The sequence below is a fragment of the Pseudomonas beijingensis genome (assembly GCF_030687295.1).
Lineage (GTDB): Bacteria > Pseudomonadota > Gammaproteobacteria > Pseudomonadales > Pseudomonadaceae > Aquipseudomonas > Aquipseudomonas beijingensis.
Map to the genome: position 1 here is coordinate 5,940,517 of NZ_CP117425.1, position 16,844 is coordinate 5,957,360.

Below are 16,844 nucleotides of genomic sequence, written 5' to 3' on the forward strand. Positions count from 1 at the left end.
ACGAATTGTCGCAGAGCTTATTCTTTGTTGATTGAACGTTCAATCAAAACAAAATAGACTGGCCCTCGCCATGACGGACTGCACTCGTCCGCCTGCGGGCCTAAGGAGATGTGCTAGATGCCCAAGGTCGGTATGCAACCCATCCGCCGCCAACAATTGATCGAAGCCACGTTGCAAGCGGTCGATCAGGTTGGCATGGGGGATGCCAGCATTGCGCTGATCGCTCGTTTGGCCGGTGTCTCCAACGGCATCATCAGTCACTACTTTCAGGACAAGAACGGCCTGATCGCGGCCACGGCCCAGTACCTGATGAGCGTCCTGAGCGAGAACGTCACCGCGCGCCGCCAAGCGCTGGAGGATGCAAGCCCCCGGGCTCACCTCAAGGTGATCATCGAAGGCAACTTCGACGCCAGCCAGGTCAATGGCCCGGCAATGAAAACCTGGCTGGCCTTCTGGGCCACCAGCATGCACCACCCGTCTTTGCACAGGTTGCAGCGGATCAACGATCACCGTCTGTATTCCAACTTGTGCTGCCAGTTCCGCCGCGTGTTGCCCGTTGATCAGGCACGCAGCGCGGCACGGGGCCTGGCCGCGTTGATTGACGGTTTGTGGCTGCGCGGAGCGCTGTCGGGAGACGCGTTCGACACCGCCCAGGCGCACCAGATCGCTTATGAATACATGGATTTCCAACTGGCCAAAGCAGGGGCGCCAGAGCACACAGAACCGCTCGACTCCTGAACCCCCACCGCAGCGCGTAGTCAGCTGTAAACGACACGCTCGGTGGGCAGCCAACCACTCATGCACTTGCGAGGACTTTATGGCCCGTTTCGAACTGCAAAAACTCTACATCGATGGCGCGTACAGCGATGCCAGCGGCGACGCCACTTTCGAAGCCATCAACCCGGCCAACGGTGAAGTACTCGCCCTGGTGCAGCGCGCCACGTTCGAGGACGTGGAGCGCGCCGTGGTCAGCGCCGAAAAGGGCCAGAAAGTCTGGGCCGCCATGACCGCCATGCAGCGTTCGCGCATCCTGCGCCGCGCCGTGGATATCCTGCGCGAGCGCAACGATGAACTGGCCGCCCTGGAAACCCTCGACACTGGCAAAGCCTATTCCGAAACCAAATACGTCGACATCGTCACCGGCGCCGACGTGCTGGAATACTATGCCGGCCTGGTGCCCGCCATCGAAGGCGAGCAGGTTCCGTTGCGCACCACGTCATTCGTCTACACCCGTCGCGAGCCCCTGGGCGTGGTGGCCGGTATCGGCGCGTGGAACTACCCGATCCAGATCGCCCTGTGGAAATCCGCACCGGCCCTGGCCGCCGGTAACGCGATGATCTTCAAGCCGAGCGAAGTCACCTCGCTGACCACCCTGAAACTGGCCGAGATCTACACCGAGGCCGGCGTTCCAGCGGGTGTGTTCAACGTATTGACCGGCAGCGGCCGTGAAGTCGGCACCTGGCTGACCGAGCACCCGCGCATCGAAAAAATCTCCTTCACCGGCGGCACCGACACCGGCAAGAAAGTCATGGCCAGCGCCTCGAGCTCTTCGCTCAAGGACGTGACCATGGAGCTGGGCGGCAAGTCGCCGCTGATCATTTTCGACGACGCCGACCTGGATCGCGCCGCTGACACCGCGATGATGGCCAACTTCTACAGCTCCGGCCAGGTTTGCACCAACGGCACCCGCGTGTTCGTGCCGAGCCACCTCAAGGCCGCCTTCGAAGCCAAGATCGCCGAACGCGTGGCGCGCATCCGCGTCGGCAACCCAGAGGACGAAAACACCAATTTCGGTCCATTGGTGAGCTTCGCCCACATGGAAAGCGTGCTGGGCTACATCGAGAAAGGCAAAGCCGAAGGCGCGCGCCTGTTGTGCGGTGGTAGTCGCCTGACCGACGGCGAATTCGCCAAGGGCGCGTTCGTCGCCCCGACCGTGTTCACCGATTGCACCGATGAGATGACCATCGTGCGTGAAGAAATCTTCGGCCCGGTGATGAGCCTCCTCACCTACGAAACGGAAGAAGAAGTGATCCGCCGCGCCAACGACACCGACTTCGGCCTGGCCGCCGGCGTCGTGACCCGCGACCTGAACCGCGCCCACCGCGTAATCCACCAGCTCGAAGCCGGCATCTGCTGGATCAACGCCTGGGGTGAATCGGCGGCTGAAATGCCGGTTGGCGGCTACAAGCAATCGGGCGTGGGCCGTGAGAACGGGATCAGTTCGCTGAACAACTTCACCCGCATCAAATCGGTACAGGTCGAGTTGGGCGATTACACGTCGGTGTTCTGATCTGACATGAGGCCTTGAGTGAACGCTGTTGTGGCGAGGGGATTTATCCCCGTGGGGCTGCGTAGCGGCCCCTCTCAAGGCCCCTCATTCTTCAGACAAACCCAGTCGCTGATTTACGACTGCTGCGCAGTCGGACGGGGATAAATCCCCTCGCCACAGGCGACCGAGACCTGAACCCAATTCAACAAGAGGGTGCATTTCATGTCCCAAGAATTCGATTACATCATCATCGGTGCCGGCTCGGCCGGTAACACCCTGGCCACTCGCCTGACCGAAGACGAAGGCGTCACCGTCCTGCTGCTCGAAGCCGGCGGCCCGGACTATCGCCTGGACTTTCGCACGCAAATGCCCGCCGCCCTGGCGTTCCCGCTGCAAGGCCGGCGCTACAACTGGGCCTACGAGACCGATCCGGAGCCGCACATGAACGGCCGCCGCATGGAATGCGGTCGCGGCAAGGGCCTGGGCGGTTCTTCGCTGATCAATGGCATGTGCTACATCCGCGGCAACGCCCTGGATTATGACAACTGGGCCAAGCTGCCGGGTCTGGAAGACTGGACCTACCTGGATTGCCTGCCGTATTTCCGTAAAGCCGAAACCCGGGACATCGGCCCGAACGACTACCACGGCGGTGACGGCCCGGTCAGCGTGACCACGCCCAAGGCGGGCAACAACCCGTTGTTCCACGCCATGGTCGAGGCCGGCGTGCAGGCCGGTTACCCGCGTACCGAAGACCTCAACGGCTACCAGCAGGAAGGTTTCGGCCCGATGGACCGGACTGTCACGCCCAACGGCCGTCGCGCCAGCACCGCGCGCGGTTACCTGGACGTCGCCAAGAAGCGCTCGACCCTGACCATCGTCACTCACGCCCTGACCGACAAGATCATCTTCGAAGGCAAACGCGCGGTCGGCGTGCGTTATCTAGTGGGCGCCGCTGAAGAGCGTGTCGAAGCCCGGGCGCGCAAGGAAGTGCTGCTGTGTTCCGGCGCCATCGCCTCGCCACAGATCCTGCAGCGCTCCGGCGTCGGCCCGGCCAAGCTGCTGGAAAGCCTCGACATCCCGGTGGTCCACGACCTGCCGGGCGTCGGCGAAAACCTGCAGGATCACCTCGAGCTGTACCTGCAATACGCCTGCACCCAACCGGTCTCGCTGTACCCGTCGTTGCTCTGGTACAACCAGCCGGCCATCGGTGCCGAATGGCTGTTCAACGGCACCGGCATCGGCGCCAGCAACCAGTTCGAGGCCGGCGGTTTCATCCGTACCCGTCCGGATTTCGATTGGCCGAACATCCAGTACCACTTTTTGCCGGTGGCGATTAACTACAACGGCAGCAACGGCGTGAAGGAACACGGTTTCCAGGCGCACATGGGCTCTATGCGTTCGCCGAGCCGTGGGCGGATCCAGGCCAAGTCCAAGGACCCGCGCCAGCACCCGAGCATCCTGTTCAACTACATGGCCACCGAGCAGGACTGGCAGGAATTTCGCGACGGCATCCGCCTGACCCGCGAGATCATGCAGCAGCCGGCGCTCGATCCGTTCCGTGGTCGTGAGATCAGCCCAGGCATCGACGTGCAAACGGACGAGCAGTTGGACCAGTTCATCCGCGAGCACGCCGAAACCGCGTTCCACCCGTCCTGCTCGTGCAAGATGGGCACCGACGACATGGCCGTGGTAGACGGCGAAGGCCGCGTGCATGGCATGCAAGGGCTGCGCGTGGTGGATGCCTCGATCATGCCGATCATCACCACCGGCAACCTGAACGCGCCGACGATCATGATCGCCGAGAAAATCGCCGACAAGATCCGCGGCCGCAAGCCCCTGCCACGCAGCACCGCACCGTACTACGTGGCCGGCGACGCGCCAGTGCGCGGCAAGCCGTTGCGTGAAGTGGGGCCTACAGCCCAGTAAGGCGCCACACCGCCATCGCGAGCAAGCTCGCTCCCACAGGGGATTGGTGGTGGACACAAACTTTGTGCCCACCAAAGATCCAATGTGGGAGCGAGCTTGCTCGCGATGAGGCCTGCACATCCAACTTCTTCGCTGACTGCCACACCGCCATCGCGAGCAAGCCCGCTCCCACAAGGGATTGGTGGTGGACACAAACTTTGTGCCCACCAAAGTTCCACTGTGGGAGCGAGCTTGCTCGCGATGGCGTCCAACCTGACACGCCTTGATTCCTTCCCACCTTGATCCCTCCCCCGCCCCAGGCCTACTCTAGAGCCACCGCGTCGACACGCCGCACCTCGCTGCATCGCCACTCAGACAAGGAGGTTTCATGTTCGACTTTTACCCCCGGCTCAAGGAGCGTTTTGCTGCCTTGCGCACGGACGCTGAATTCTTTTCCCTGCGTTACGTGCGCGAATCCGGCCAGCATTTGTCGGTGCGCAAAAACGTCGCCGAACCGCCCAGCCTGAACCGTGACGAAGGTGCGATGCTCACCGCGCGGGTCAACGGGGTCGAAGCGTATGCCGCCACCAACGACCTGTCCCAGGCCGGCCTGCAAGCGGCACTGGAACGCGCCGAGCAACACGCTCGCCTGCTCAAGCCCCATGCCCTGCTCGACCTGCGCGAACAAGCCGTGTCCAGCGACCGCGCCGATTACTTCTCGCCGCATTTCGACCAGGCCTTCCCGCCCCTGAGCGATTGCTACCAATTGCTCGGCGACGAATCGGCCGCGGTGCCTCAGGACGAGCGCCTGGTGAACTGGCAGGCCAGCATTGGCCTGACCCAGGTCGAGCAGATCTACCTCAACAGTGCCGGCGCTGAACTGCGCCAGGCCCAACGCTTCATCTACCCGGCCCTGGAAGTCACCGCCTTCGACGGTAACGACAGCCAGACCCGCACCCTGGGCCGGGAAAATTTCGGCCAGCAAGGCGGCTTCGACGTGATCAGCCGCTGTGGCCTGATCGGTGCCGGGAAAAAAATCGCCGACCAGGCCTTGCAGTTGCTGATGGCGCCGAACACGCCGCAAGGCCCCCGCGACCTGCTGCTGATGCCCGACCAGATGATGCTGCAGATCCATGAGTCCATCGGCCATCCGCTGGAACTGGACCGCATCCTCGGGGACGAGCGCAATTACGCCGGCACCAGCTTCGTCAAGGCCAACGATTTCGGCCACCTGCAATATGGCTCCAGCCTGTTGAACGTGACCTTCGACCCGGACATTCCCGAAGAGCTGGCGAGCTACAGCCATGACGACGACGGCAGCGCCGCCAGCAAACAGTTCCTGATTCGCGAAGGTCTGTTGCTGCGTCCACTGGGCGGGGCGCTGTCGCAGTTCCGCGCAGGCCTTGACGGTGTCGCCAACAGCCGCGCCTGCGGCTGGAACCGCCCGCCCATCGACCGCATGGCGAACCTGAACATCGAACCCGGTGACCAGTCCCTGGAACAACTGATCCAGGGCATCGAGCACGGTGTGCTGATGCGCACCAACCGCTCCTGGTCCATCGATGACGCCCGCAACAAATTCCAGTTCGGCTGCGAGTGGGGCCAATTGATCGAGAACGGCGAGCTCAAGGGCGTGGTGAAGAACCCCAACTACCGGGGCATTTCCGCGCAGTTCTGGAAGAGTCTGCGCGCCGTGGGCGATGCCAGTACCCTCCAGGTTTTGGGCACGCCGAACTGCGGCAAGGGCGAACCGAACCAGGTCATCCGCGTCGGCCATGCCTCGCCGGCTTGTGTGTTCAGCAACGTTGATGTGTTTGGGGGAGATGCCTGATGAGCACTGTCAATAATCAGGCCGGGGCGTTCAAGGTGTTGGTCGACTGGCTGCGCGATGCCCTTCGTGAGTCTGAACAGTTCACCCTCGGCTACGCCGCCGAGTCCTCGGCCTTCGTGCGTTTCAACCACGGCAAGGTCCGCCAGGCCGGACAGGTGCAACAGGCCAACGTCACTTTCAAACTGATCGACGACGGCCGCCACGCCGATCTGCAGATCACCTTGTCCGGCGACCCCGAGACCGACCTGCAACGTCTGGCCGAAGGCCTGCAGCAGTTGCGCGAAACCTTGCCGCTGCTGCCCGCCGATCCTTACCTGCTACTCAACCCCGAACACTGGCAGAGCCACAACGTGCAGGACCATCCGCTGCCGGACACCGAACAGGCCGTGGCGGAAATCACCCGCGCCGCCGAAGGCCTCGACCTGGTGGGCTTCTACGCTGCCGGGCCCATCAGCCGAGGTTTCGCCAGTTCTTCGGGCGCGTTCGGCTGGCATCAGGCCAACAGCTTCAACTTCGATTTCAGCCTGTTCCATGAGAATGGCCAAGCGGTGAAAGCCCGCTACGCCGGGCATGAATGGAGCAGTGACGGGTTTGCCCAGCGCTTCGAACAGGCCCGCGAGCAACTGGAATTTCTCGGCCGCCCGCTGCGCACGTTGCCACCCGGCGAATACCGCGCCTACCTGGCACCGGCCGCCCTGGAAGAGATCATCGACATGCTCAGTTGGGGCGGGTTTTCAGCCCAGGCCATTGCCAGCAAACAGAGCCCGTTGCAGAAGTTCTACGCCGGCGAAGCCCACTTCAGCCCCAACGTGTGGCTGAGCGAGCAGGTCAGCGGTTCCTTGAGCCCGGCCTTTTCCGACGAAGGTTATCCCCGCGATGACCTGGGGCTGATCACCAAAGGCACGGCCAATGCGCAATTGATCAACTCCCGCAGCGCCGCCGAATACGGCCTCGCGGCCAATGGCGCCAGCAGCTACGAATACCCCACGGCGCTGGACATGCAGGGCGGGCAGTTGGAGCAGAAGTACATCCTCGAAGCACTGGGCACCGGGCTGTACATCAGCAACCTCTGGTACCTGAACTACTCGGACCAACCGGCGGCGCGCCTGACCGGCATGACCCGCTTCGCCACGTTCTGGGTCGAGAATGGCCAGATCGTCGCGCCGGTCAGTACCATGCGTTTCGACGACAGCGTCTACAGCCTGCTCGGCTCGCAACTCGAAAGCCTGACCCGGGAGCGGGAACTTCTGCTCTCGGGCAGCACCTACAGCCGGCGGGCCACGGCCTCGATGTTGCTGCCGGGGGCGCTGGTCAAGCGGTTGACCTTGACCCTGTAGCCCTAACGCAAGCCTGTGAAGGAGATTACTTGTGGCGAGGGGATTTATCCCCGTTGGGTTGCGAAGCAACCCCAAAGGATGACTGAGTTCAGCCTGACTCAGCGAGGTAATCGCTCTGGGGCTGCTTCGCAGCCCAGCGGGGATAAATCCCCTCGCCACAACGGCGTTCGCACTTGATCAACGTGTCATACAAGAGGTCCCATGCCCAACCGCGCCCCGCTCGACGCCGTCACCGCCCGCTGGCTTCCATGGGTGGTGGCGATTGCCTTCTTCATGCAGTCCCTTGACGGGACCATCCTCAACACCGCCCTGCCCGCCATGGCCAGTGACCTGGCGGAGAACCCGTTGCGCATGCAGGGCGTGATCATTGCCTACATGCTCACCGTGGCGCTGCTGATCCCGGCCTCGGGCTGGATCGCCGACCGCTTCGGCACCAAGAAGATTTTCTTTGGGGCGATCCTGCTGTTCAGCTTCGGCTCGCTGCTGTGCGCCTTGTCCCATTCGTTGGGCATGCTGATCGGTGCGCGGGTGATCCAGGGCCTGGGCGGTGCGCTGATGATACCGGTCGGCAGGCTGGTGGTACTGCGGGCCTACCCGCGTTCGGAACTGGTGCGGATCATGGGCTTCATCACCATTCCCGGCCTGCTCGGCCCGCTGATCGGCCCGACCATGGGCGGCTGGATGGTGGAGTACCTGACCTGGCACTGGATCTTCCTGATCAATCTGCCGGTGGGCGTGATTGGCTGTTATGCGGTATGGAAGTTCATCCCCGACCTGCGCGGCAGCGAGCGCACGCGGTTCGATGGCCTGGGCTTTTTGCTGTTCGGCGCGGCAATGGTGTTGATCACCATTGCCATGGAAGGCCTCGGTGAACTGCACCTGCCACACTTACGGGTGATGTTGCTGCTGTTCGGCGGCATGGCCTGCCTGGCGGCTTATTGGCTGCGAGCCGGGCATATCGAGAACCCGCTGTTCGCACCGTCGCTGTTCAAGACCCGGACCTTCGCCGTGGGCATCCTCGGTAACCTGTTCGCCCGCCTGGGCAGCGGCGCCCTGCCGTTTCTGGTGCCGTTGCTGCTGCAAGTGGCCCTGGGTTACTCGCCCTCCCAGGCCGGCATGAGCATGCTGCCCCTGGCGGCGGCGGCCATGGTCGCCAAGTCCGTGGCCCGGCCATTGATCGAGCGCTTTGGCTACCGCACCGTGTTGACCGGCAACACCCTGGCCCTGGGCGTGATGCTGGCGAGCATGGGCCTGGTCAGCGAACAGACGCCGTACTGGCTGCTGCTGGCGCAACTGGCAGTGCTGGGGGCGATCAACTCGCTGCAATTCACCGCGATGAACACCGTGACCCTGATCGACCTGGACGACGCCAGCGCCAGCAGCGGCAACAGCCTGTTGTCGGTGGTCGCGCAACTGTCCCTGAGCCTCGGTGTGGCCTGCGCCGGCGCCCTGCTCGGCGGCTTCACGGCCCAGGTTGGCAACGATGGGGTCGAGACGGTGCTGGGGGCGTTCCAACTGACGTTCGTGACGGTGGGAGTCATGGCGATGCTGGCGGCGACGATTTTTTCCCAGTTGTCGAAGCAGGATGGGCGGCGGGTCAAGCGGCCGGATGAGCATATCGAGCACTAGGTCGCTTCGTGGTGTGCAGATTTTTGTGGGAGCAAGGCTTGCCCGCGATACAGGCGACTCGGTTTTCCTGGTGGAAATGCGCCGCCTGCATCGCGAGCAAGCTTTGCTCCCACAGCTCCAGAGCTCCCAACGTTTCTGGAATTGCCCGCCCCCCCAGGGCAGGCCCTGCCCCCACAGCTCGTCCAGAACTTTCGAAGAAAGTGGCACGAGGCTGCTACACTGCGCGACATTTTGTTTTGCAGGCCAGTCCCGTGACCACCATTGCCACCGCTTTTAATACTTTGCCGCTGTCCGCCGCCATGCTGGCTAACCTCGAATCACTCGGTTATGCCCAAATGACGCCGATCCAGGCGCAAAGCTTGCCGGTGATCCTCAAGGGCATGGACCTGATCGCCCAGGCCAAGACCGGCAGCGGCAAAACCGCCGCCTTCGGCATTGGCCTGCTGAACCCGATCAACCCGCGCTTCTTCGGCTGCCAGGCACTGGTGATGTGCCCGACCCGCGAGCTGGCCGACCAGGTCGCCAAGGAAATCCGTCGCCTGGCCCGCGCCGAAGACAACATCAAGGTCCTGACCCTGTGCGGCGGCGTGTCCTTCGGCCCGCAGATCGCTTCCCTCGAACACGGCGCCCACATCATCGTCGGCACGCCGGGGCGCATCCAGCAGCACCTGCGCAAGGGTTCGCTGGTGCTCGACGGCCTCAACACGCTGATCCTCGACGAAGCCGACCGCGCGATGGGCTCCGACGCCATCTCGACATCCCGACGCGCCGCCAGACGCTGCTGTTCTCCGCCACCTACCCGGTGGGGATCAAGCAACTGTCGTCCAAGTTCATGCGCAACCCCCAGCAAGTGAAAGCCGAGGCGTTTCACTCCGACGCACAGATCGAGCAGCGCTTCTACGAGATCTCCCCCGAGGAGCGCATGGACGCGGTGGTCAAGGTGCTGGCGCATTTCCGCCCGGCCTCCTGCGTGGCGTTCTGCTTCACCAAGCAGCAGGTCCAGGAAACCGTCGATCACCTGACGTCCAAAGGCATCTCGGCCGTCGGCCTGCACGGCGACCTGGAACAGCGCGACCGCGATCAGGTACTGGCGATGTTCGCCAACCGCAGCACCTCGGTGCTGGTGGCCACCGACGTCGCGGCCCGTGGCCTGGACATCGACGCCCTGGACATGGTGATCAATGTCGAACTGGCCCGGGACTCGGAAATCCACATCCACCGCGTCGGCCGCACCGGTCGCGCTGGTGAGAAAGGCATCGCCATCAGCCTGGTGGCGCCGTCCGAAGCCCACCGCGCCCAGGCCATCGAGCAACTGCAGAAGTCGCCACTGAGCTGGGACCAACTGGACAACCTCAAGTCCCAGGGCGGCGGCCCGCTGCTACCGGCCATGAGCACCCTGTGCATCGGCGCCGGGCGCAAGGACAAGGTGCGCCCCGGCGACATCCTCGGCGCCCTGACCGGCGAAGCCGGCATCCCCGGCGCCCAGGTCGGCAAGATCGCGATCTTCGATTTCCAGGCCTACGTGGCCGTGGAACGCGGCATCGCCAAACAGGCCCTGCAACGCCTGAACGATGGCAAGATCAAGGGCCGCTCGTTGCGGGTGCGGATCCTGTAATCCAATCGCCTGACAAACAGATCAAACTGTGGGAGCGAGCTGTGTGGGAGCAAGGCTTGCCCGCGATGAAAACGCCGCGGTCTCTTGAGGACCGCAGCGCCTGGATCGCGAGCAAGCTTTGCTCCCACAAAGCCCGCTCCCACAGTGGTTTTCGGTGAAATTAGAATTTGTGAGAGGACACCGTTTTGCGCTCTACCGAAGTCGTGATCATTGGCGCTGGCGCCGCAGGGTTGATGTGTGCGCTGACCGCGGCCGCGCGCGGGCGGCAGGTGATGCTGCTGGACCACGCCAACAAGGCCGGCAAGAAAATCCTCATGTCCGGCGGTGGGCGTTGCAATTTCACCAACATGTACACCGAACCGAGCAATTTCCTCTCGCAGAACCCGCACTTCTGCAAATCGGCCCTGGCCCGCTATACCCCAGTGGGATTTCATTGCGCTGGTGGCCAAGCACGGCGTGCCCTATCACGAGAAAAAGCTCGGCCAGTTGTTCTGCGATAACAAGTCCAGCGACATCCTCGGCCTGCTGTTGGATGAATGCGACCAGGCCGGCGTCAGCCTGCACCTGGACACGTCGATCACGCAGATCGAAAAAACCGACGGCGGCTACCTGCTGCAAACCACCCTCGGCGCCACCGTCTGCCAGTCCCTGGTGATCGCCACCGGCGGGCTGTCGATCCCGACCCTGGGGGCGACCGGCTTCGGTTATCAGGTGGCGAAACAGTTTGGCCATGCGCTGCTGCCGACCCGCGCCGGGCTGGTGCCGTTCACCATCACCGATCAGCTCAAGGCCCTGTGCACCGAACTGTCGGGCACCTCGGTCGATTGCCTGGTGAGCTGCAACGACCAGAGTTTTCGCGAGAACATCCTGTTCACCCATCGCGGCCTGAGCGGTCCGGCGATCCTGCAGATTTCCTCGTTCTGGGAACCGGGGGACACGGTGCAGATCAACCTGTTGCCTGACCACGACGTGCCGCAATGGCTGCAGCAGCAACAGGCCGAACGCCCCAACAGCGAACTCAAGACTCTGCTGGGCGAGTTGTTCACCAAGAAGATGGCCAACCTGCTGGCCGACACCTGGTTCGTCTCCAAACCCATGAAGCAGTACACCCACGCGGAGCTGGCGGACATCGCCGAGAAACTGGCGAGCTGGAACGTCGTCCCCGCTGGCACCGAAGGCTACCGCACCGCCGAAGTCACCCTCGGCGGCGTCGACACCCGGGAAGTCTCGTCCAAGACCATGGAATCATTGAAAAGCCCTGGCCTGTATTTCATCGGCGAAGTGCTGGACGTCACCGGGCACCTGGGCGGGTTCAACTTCCAGTGGGCCTGGGCTTCGGGCTATGCGGCGGCGCAATACGTCTGAGCCAACACAATTCGAGTGTGGACAATAATCCTGTGGGAGCGAGCTTGCTCGCTCCCACAGTGGGCTATGGTGTTTTCTGAATCGCATTCACACGTGAAGGAACACTTTTTGCTGTCAGATGTGATCGCCGCCATTGCGTCAGCGTCATTACTGCCTCAATTTAGCGTCATTGCCCGTCAGGCCCGTGCACTTCATGTCAGCGAACTCGTTTAGCCAGTCTTTGCGTCGCCTTTGGGCGTTGGATAAGTTCAGTTATAGCGTGCGGGTCTTCATCGCCCTGACCGGCAGCATGGGGCTGTGCTGGTACCTGGATGAAATGGCACTGCTGATCCCCTTGTTCCTGGGCATCATCGCCAGCGCCCTGGCCGAGACCGATGACAGTTGGCAAGGCCGTCTCAACGCGCTGGCCGTGACCCTGGTGTGTTTCACCGTCGCGGCGCTGTCGGTGGAATTGCTGTTCCCCTACCCCGTCCTGTTTATCATCGCCCTGGCCCTGGCCGCCTTTGGCCTGACCATGCTTGGCGCCCTGGGTGAGCGCTATGGCGCAATCGCCTCGGGCACGCTGATTCTTTCGGTCTACACCATGATCGGCGTGGACCAGCGCGGCGGCGCGGTCAACGACTTCTGGCATGAACCCCTGCTACTGGTCGTCGGTGCCGCGTGGTACGGCTTGCTGTCGGTGGTGTGGCAGGCATTGTTTTCCAACCAACCTGTGCAACAAAGCCTGGCGCGGCTGTTTCGCGAACTGGGGCGCTACCTCAAGCTCAAATCGTCGCTCCTGGAGCCGATCCGCCAACTGGACGTCGAAGCCCGTCGCCTGGAACTGGCCCAGCAAAACGGCCGGGTGGTCGCCGCGCTCAACAGCGCGAAGGAAATCATCCTGCACCGCGTCGGCAATGGCCGACCCGGGTCGAAAGTCAGCCGCTACCTGAAGCTGTACTTCCTGGCCCAGGACATCCACGAACGCGCCAGCTCGTCTCACTACCCCTACAACGCCCTGGCCGAGGCATTTTTCCACAGCGACGTGCTGTTCCGCTGCCAGCGCCTGTTGCGCCAGCAAGGCAAGGCCTGCCAAGCGTTGGCCGAGTCGATCCAGCTGCGTCAGCCGTTCGTCTACGACCACACCTTCGCCGAGGCCCTCGACGACCTGCACGCGTCCCTCGAACACCTGCGCATCCAGAGCAACCCCGCCTGGCGCGGCTTGCTGCGTTCGTTGCGCGCCCTGTCGGTGAACCTGGGCACCATGGACCGCCTGCTCAGCGACGCGAGCAACCCCGACGCCCTGGCCGACGCCACCGACAGCAGCCTGCTGGACCGCTCGCCGCGCAACCTCAAGGACGTCTGGCTGCGTTTGCGCACCCAGCTCACACCCACCTCGCTGCTGTTCCGGCATGCCTTGCGCTTGCCCCTGGCCCTGAGCGTGGGCTACGCCGTGGTGCACATGATTCACCCGTCCCAGGGCTATTGGATCATCCTCACCACGCTGTTCGTCTGCCAACCCAACTACGGTGCCACCCGGCGCAAGCTCGGCCAGCGGATCATCGGCACCGCCATTGGCCTGACAGTGGCCTGGGCGCTGTTCGACCTGTTCCCCAATCCGCTGGTGCAATCGTGCTTTGCCATTGCCGCCGGGGTAGTGTTCTTTACCAACCGCACCACTCGCTACACCCTGGCGACGGCGGCGATCACCATCATGGTGCTGTTCTGCTTCAACCAGGTGGGCGACGGCTATGGGCTGCTGCTGCCGCGGCTGTTCGATACCTTGCTCGGCAGCCTGATCGCCGGGCTGGCGGTCTTCCTGTTCCTGCCCGACTGGCAAGGTCGGCGACTGAACAAAGTGCTGGCCAACACGCTGACCTGCAACAGCATTTACCTGCGCCAGATCATGCAGCAATACGCAGCCGGTAAAAGCGACGACCTGGCCTACCGCCTGGCCCGACGCAACGCCCACAACGCCGATGCCGCGCTGTCCACCACACTGGCGAACATGCTGATGGAGCCGGGACATTTCCGCAAAGAAGCCGATGTGGGGTTCCGCTTCCTGGTGCTGTCCCACACCTTGCTCAGTTACCTCTCAGGCCTGGGCGCCCACCGGGGCACCGAACTGCCGGCGGAAATACGCGAACAATTGATCGACGGTGCCGGGGTGAAACTGGCCGCGAGCATCGACGAAATCGCCCGGGGCCTGGCGAGCAAACAACCGATTGCAATCCAGAGCGACGAAGAGGAAGCCCTGGCCAGCGAGCTTGAGCAGATGCCGGATGAGATCGACGAGGGGCAGCGTTTGGTACAGACGCAACTGGGGTTGATCTGTCGGCAGCTAGGGCCATTGCGGACCTTGGCGGCGCATCTGATCAAGGACACCAGCGAGGCTTGAGGACTGTGGTGTTTGGATGGGCCTCATCGCGAGCAAGCTCGCTCCCACAGTGGATTGTTGGTGTACGCAGACTTTGTGTCACAGCAGGCCCCTGTGGGAGCGAGCTTGCTCGCGATAGGGCCAGTCCAGGCCCCCTACATCCCATGCGCCTTCAATAACCGCGCATAACTGCCATCCGCCTTCATCGCCGCAATCTCCCGATCAAACCCGGCCACAATCTGCTCATGCTCCGGGTTCTTCAGGCTGACCAGGATATGCAGGCTGTTTTCACTCAAGGGCTTGGGCAGGAACTCCACGGCGCTGCGCACCTTGGGCGATTCCCGGGCCAGGTAATAGCGAGCGACGAACTCGTCTTCCAGGGTCAGCTTCACACGGTCGGCAGCCAGCATGCGCACCGCCATGGCGAAGTTATGCACCGGGACTTTCTGCATTTTCGGGTCTTCATCGAAGTCCTTGGCATAGGCATAACCGCGCACGACGGCGATGGGATAAGCACGCAGCTGTTGCAGGCTATCAAATTGGATCGCCTCGTCCTTGCGCTTGATGAAACGCACGCGGTTGAGCAGGTATTCGGCTGAGAACCGGCCTATATGGGTCCGTTCCTCGCTGTACCAGGCGTTGACCAGCACGTCATAGCGGCCCTCGCCGATACCCAGCATCGCCCGGGCCCAGGGCACCTGTTCGAAGTCCGTGGCATAGCCGGCCCGCGCCAGGGCGGTGCTGACGATATCGGTCGCCAGGCCGCCATTGATCAAGGTGGAATCGGTAAAGGGCGGCCAGGCATCGGCGACCAGGCGCAACTTCTGTGCGCAAGCCTCGTAGCTCAGCAACAGCAACCCGATCAATGCAAGAGCTCGATGCAATCGCGGCATGCCAAACGTCCTTGACGGGTTCAAAGCCCGGTTTGTTTTTAGCCGAAACTCAACAGGCGTCCTCAGACACCCGGTCCTAACATTAGCTCATTGGAACCGCTGCGCAGGGCTGTCACGAAGATTACACAAAGACGACAGCACCGCGACAAAGGAATGATGGCATTTTGGCCTTTGTCACAGATTTTCCGGTCGCGTGAGCAAGAGACTTCCGGGCCAAGCACGCTTACTATCGGCATCAGGTTCTTCAGGAAATTCAAAAAATGGATATCGAGTGGGTCTGCAAACATCACAGCGACCTGAGCAAGGAACAGCTGTATGCCATCCTCAAATTGCGCGCAGAGGTATTCGTCGTCGAGCAGAACTGCGCCTACCCGGACGTTGACGGGCTGGACCTGGAGGGCGACACCTGTCACCTGATGGCCTGGCACGACAACCACCTGGTGGCCTACCTGCGCTTGCTCGACCCGCACTCGCAAAACAGTGACGTGGTGATCGGGCGCGTGGTCATCGCCCCTCAGGCACGCGGCCAGGGGTTGGGCCACACGCTGATGGAACAAGCGCTCAAGCAGGCCGAGAAACATTGGCCTGGCACGTCGATCTCATTGTCGGCCCAGGCGCATCTGCAGGGGTACTACGGGCGGTACGGGTTTGAAGTGGTGGGGGTGGAATACATGGAGGATGGGATTCCGCACATTGGCATGCATCGGCCCTGAGGTCGCCATCGCGAGCAAGCTCGCTCCCACAGGGGTCTGCGGTGAACAACGATCGACTGTGGGAGCGAGCTTGCTCGCGATAGGGCCAGCCCAGACACCGACAGGTCAGGGATACTCAAGCACCGCCTTGATCCGCTGCAAATTCCCCTCGATCCACCCCCGATCGATCGCCCCCCAATCGCGAATCCGATAGCGCCCGGCATGGTTGCGCGCGCCGTCCTCTTGCTCGAACTCACATGTGATATCCAGGTCAGCCAGCGCGGCGATGGTGTCCTGGGCCGTGCGCCGGGGCATGCCGGTGGCTTCGGTGAGCGCAGGGACGTTGCTGGCCAGGCCGCTGTCGATCAGGTAAGCCACGTACAGGCGACGGTAGAAACTGGTCTTGGTCTTGCTCACGTCCATTCAGTCAGTCCTTGTGAGGTTGCAGGTCCCGCCAGATCAGGTACACCCGCAGGTCGAATTCCAGTTGGTGATAGCCCGGCAGCATGTGTTCGCAGAGCTGGTAGAAGGCCTTGTTGTGGTCCGACTCCTTGAAGTGCGCCAACTCGTGCACCACGATCATCTTCAGGAACTCGGGCGCCGCGTCCTTGAACAGCGCCGCGATGCGGATTTCCTTCTTGGCCTTGAGCTTGCCGCCCTGCACCCGCGACACCGCGGTGTGCAGGCCGAGGGCGCGGTGGGTCAGGTCCAGGCGACTGTCGAACAACACCTTGTCGATGGCCGGCGCGTTACGCAGGTATTGCTGCTTGAGGTCCAGCGCATAACCGTACAGGGCCTTGTCGCTCTGGATCGGATGCCGACCCGGGTAGCGCTGCTGCAGGTAATCGCCCAGGCGGTCCTGGGCGATCAATTGCTGAACTTGGGCTTGCAGGGCGGCGGGGTAGGCCTGGAGGTATTTGAGCGCGGTCATCAAAGGGCAGCACAGTCACAA

The 16,844-nt window shown here is 62.7% G+C and carries 11 protein-coding genes and 2 pseudogenes; 10 read left to right on the plus strand and 3 right to left on the minus strand.

Translation table 11 applies throughout. The features are described 5' to 3' along the window. Nucleotides 1–117: 117 nt before the first annotated feature. The 9 genes and pseudogenes from betI (at nucleotide 118) to yccS (ending at nucleotide 14,328) form a co-directional block, all read left to right on the plus strand. Complete coding sequence (gene betI / locus PSH84_RS26425) at nucleotides 118–738, plus strand: transcriptional regulator BetI (RefSeq protein WP_122566596.1); 621 nt, start codon at nucleotides 118–120, stop codon at nucleotides 736–738. Between the two features lie 79 nt (nucleotides 739–817). After that, nucleotides 818–2,290, plus strand: a complete 1,473-nt coding sequence (gene betB, locus PSH84_RS26430; RefSeq protein WP_305482006.1) for a betaine-aldehyde dehydrogenase — start codon at nucleotides 818–820, stop codon at nucleotides 2,288–2,290. A 201-nt stretch (nucleotides 2,291–2,491) separates the two neighbouring features. Continuing rightward, nucleotides 2,492–4,195: a choline dehydrogenase gene (gene betA, locus PSH84_RS26435; RefSeq protein WP_305468730.1), complete on the plus strand. Its 1,704-nt coding sequence runs from the start codon at nucleotides 2,492–2,494 to the stop codon at nucleotides 4,193–4,195. A gap of 367 nt (nucleotides 4,196–4,562) precedes the next feature. Further along, nucleotides 4,563–6,005, plus strand: coding sequence for a TldD/PmbA family protein (locus PSH84_RS26440; RefSeq protein WP_305482007.1), 1,443 nt, complete (start codon nucleotides 4,563–4,565; stop codon nucleotides 6,003–6,005). Further along, a complete protein-coding gene (locus PSH84_RS26445; protein ID WP_305482009.1) occupies nucleotides 6,005–7,342 on the plus strand; it encodes a TldD/PmbA family protein in 1,338 nt (445 codons plus the stop codon). Before PSH84_RS26440 ends, PSH84_RS26445 begins: the two co-directional genes overlap by 1 nt. A gap of 201 nt (nucleotides 7,343–7,543) precedes the next feature. Further along, complete coding sequence (gene mdtD / locus PSH84_RS26450) at nucleotides 7,544–8,971, plus strand: multidrug transporter subunit MdtD (RefSeq protein ID WP_305482011.1); 1,428 nt, start codon at nucleotides 7,544–7,546, stop codon at nucleotides 8,969–8,971. A 251-nt stretch (nucleotides 8,972–9,222) separates the two neighbouring features. Next, a pseudogene (gene dbpA, locus PSH84_RS26455) lies at nucleotides 9,223–10,586 on the plus strand (ATP-dependent RNA helicase DbpA). A gap of 185 nt (nucleotides 10,587–10,771) precedes the next feature. Then, nucleotides 10,772–11,951: pseudogene (locus tag PSH84_RS26460) on the plus strand (BaiN/RdsA family NAD(P)/FAD-dependent oxidoreductase). Nucleotides 11,952–12,144: 193 nt separating this feature from the next. Further along, nucleotides 12,145–14,328: a YccS family putative transporter gene (gene yccS / locus PSH84_RS26465; protein WP_305482012.1), complete on the plus strand. Its 2,184-nt coding sequence runs from the start codon at nucleotides 12,145–12,147 to the stop codon at nucleotides 14,326–14,328. Between the two features lie 134 nt (nucleotides 14,329–14,462). On the opposite strand, the gene PSH84_RS26470 is transcribed toward yccS, so the two are convergent. After that, the gene (locus PSH84_RS26470; protein ID WP_122566587.1) at nucleotides 14,463–15,200 is read right to left on the minus strand and encodes a substrate-binding periplasmic protein; all 738 of its coding nucleotides are present in this window, start codon (nucleotides 15,198–15,200) and stop codon (nucleotides 14,463–14,465) included. 260 nt (nucleotides 15,201–15,460) lie between these two features. Here PSH84_RS26470 and PSH84_RS26475 point away from each other — a divergent pair, with 260 nt between their 5' ends. Then, complete coding sequence (locus PSH84_RS26475) at nucleotides 15,461–15,913, plus strand: GNAT family N-acetyltransferase (protein WP_122566586.1); 453 nt, start codon at nucleotides 15,461–15,463, stop codon at nucleotides 15,911–15,913. A 105-nt stretch (nucleotides 15,914–16,018) separates the two neighbouring features. On the opposite strand, the gene PSH84_RS26480 is transcribed toward PSH84_RS26475, so the two are convergent. Beyond that, nucleotides 16,019–16,315, minus strand: coding sequence for a winged helix-turn-helix domain-containing protein (locus tag PSH84_RS26480; RefSeq protein WP_122566585.1), 297 nt, complete (start codon nucleotides 16,313–16,315; stop codon nucleotides 16,019–16,021). Between the two features lie 4 nt (nucleotides 16,316–16,319). Further along, on the minus strand, nucleotides 16,320–16,823 hold the full coding sequence (locus tag PSH84_RS26485; protein WP_305482013.1) for a M48 metallopeptidase family protein: 504 nt from the start codon (nucleotides 16,821–16,823) through the stop codon (nucleotides 16,320–16,322). Nucleotides 16,824–16,844 lie beyond the last annotated feature (21 nt).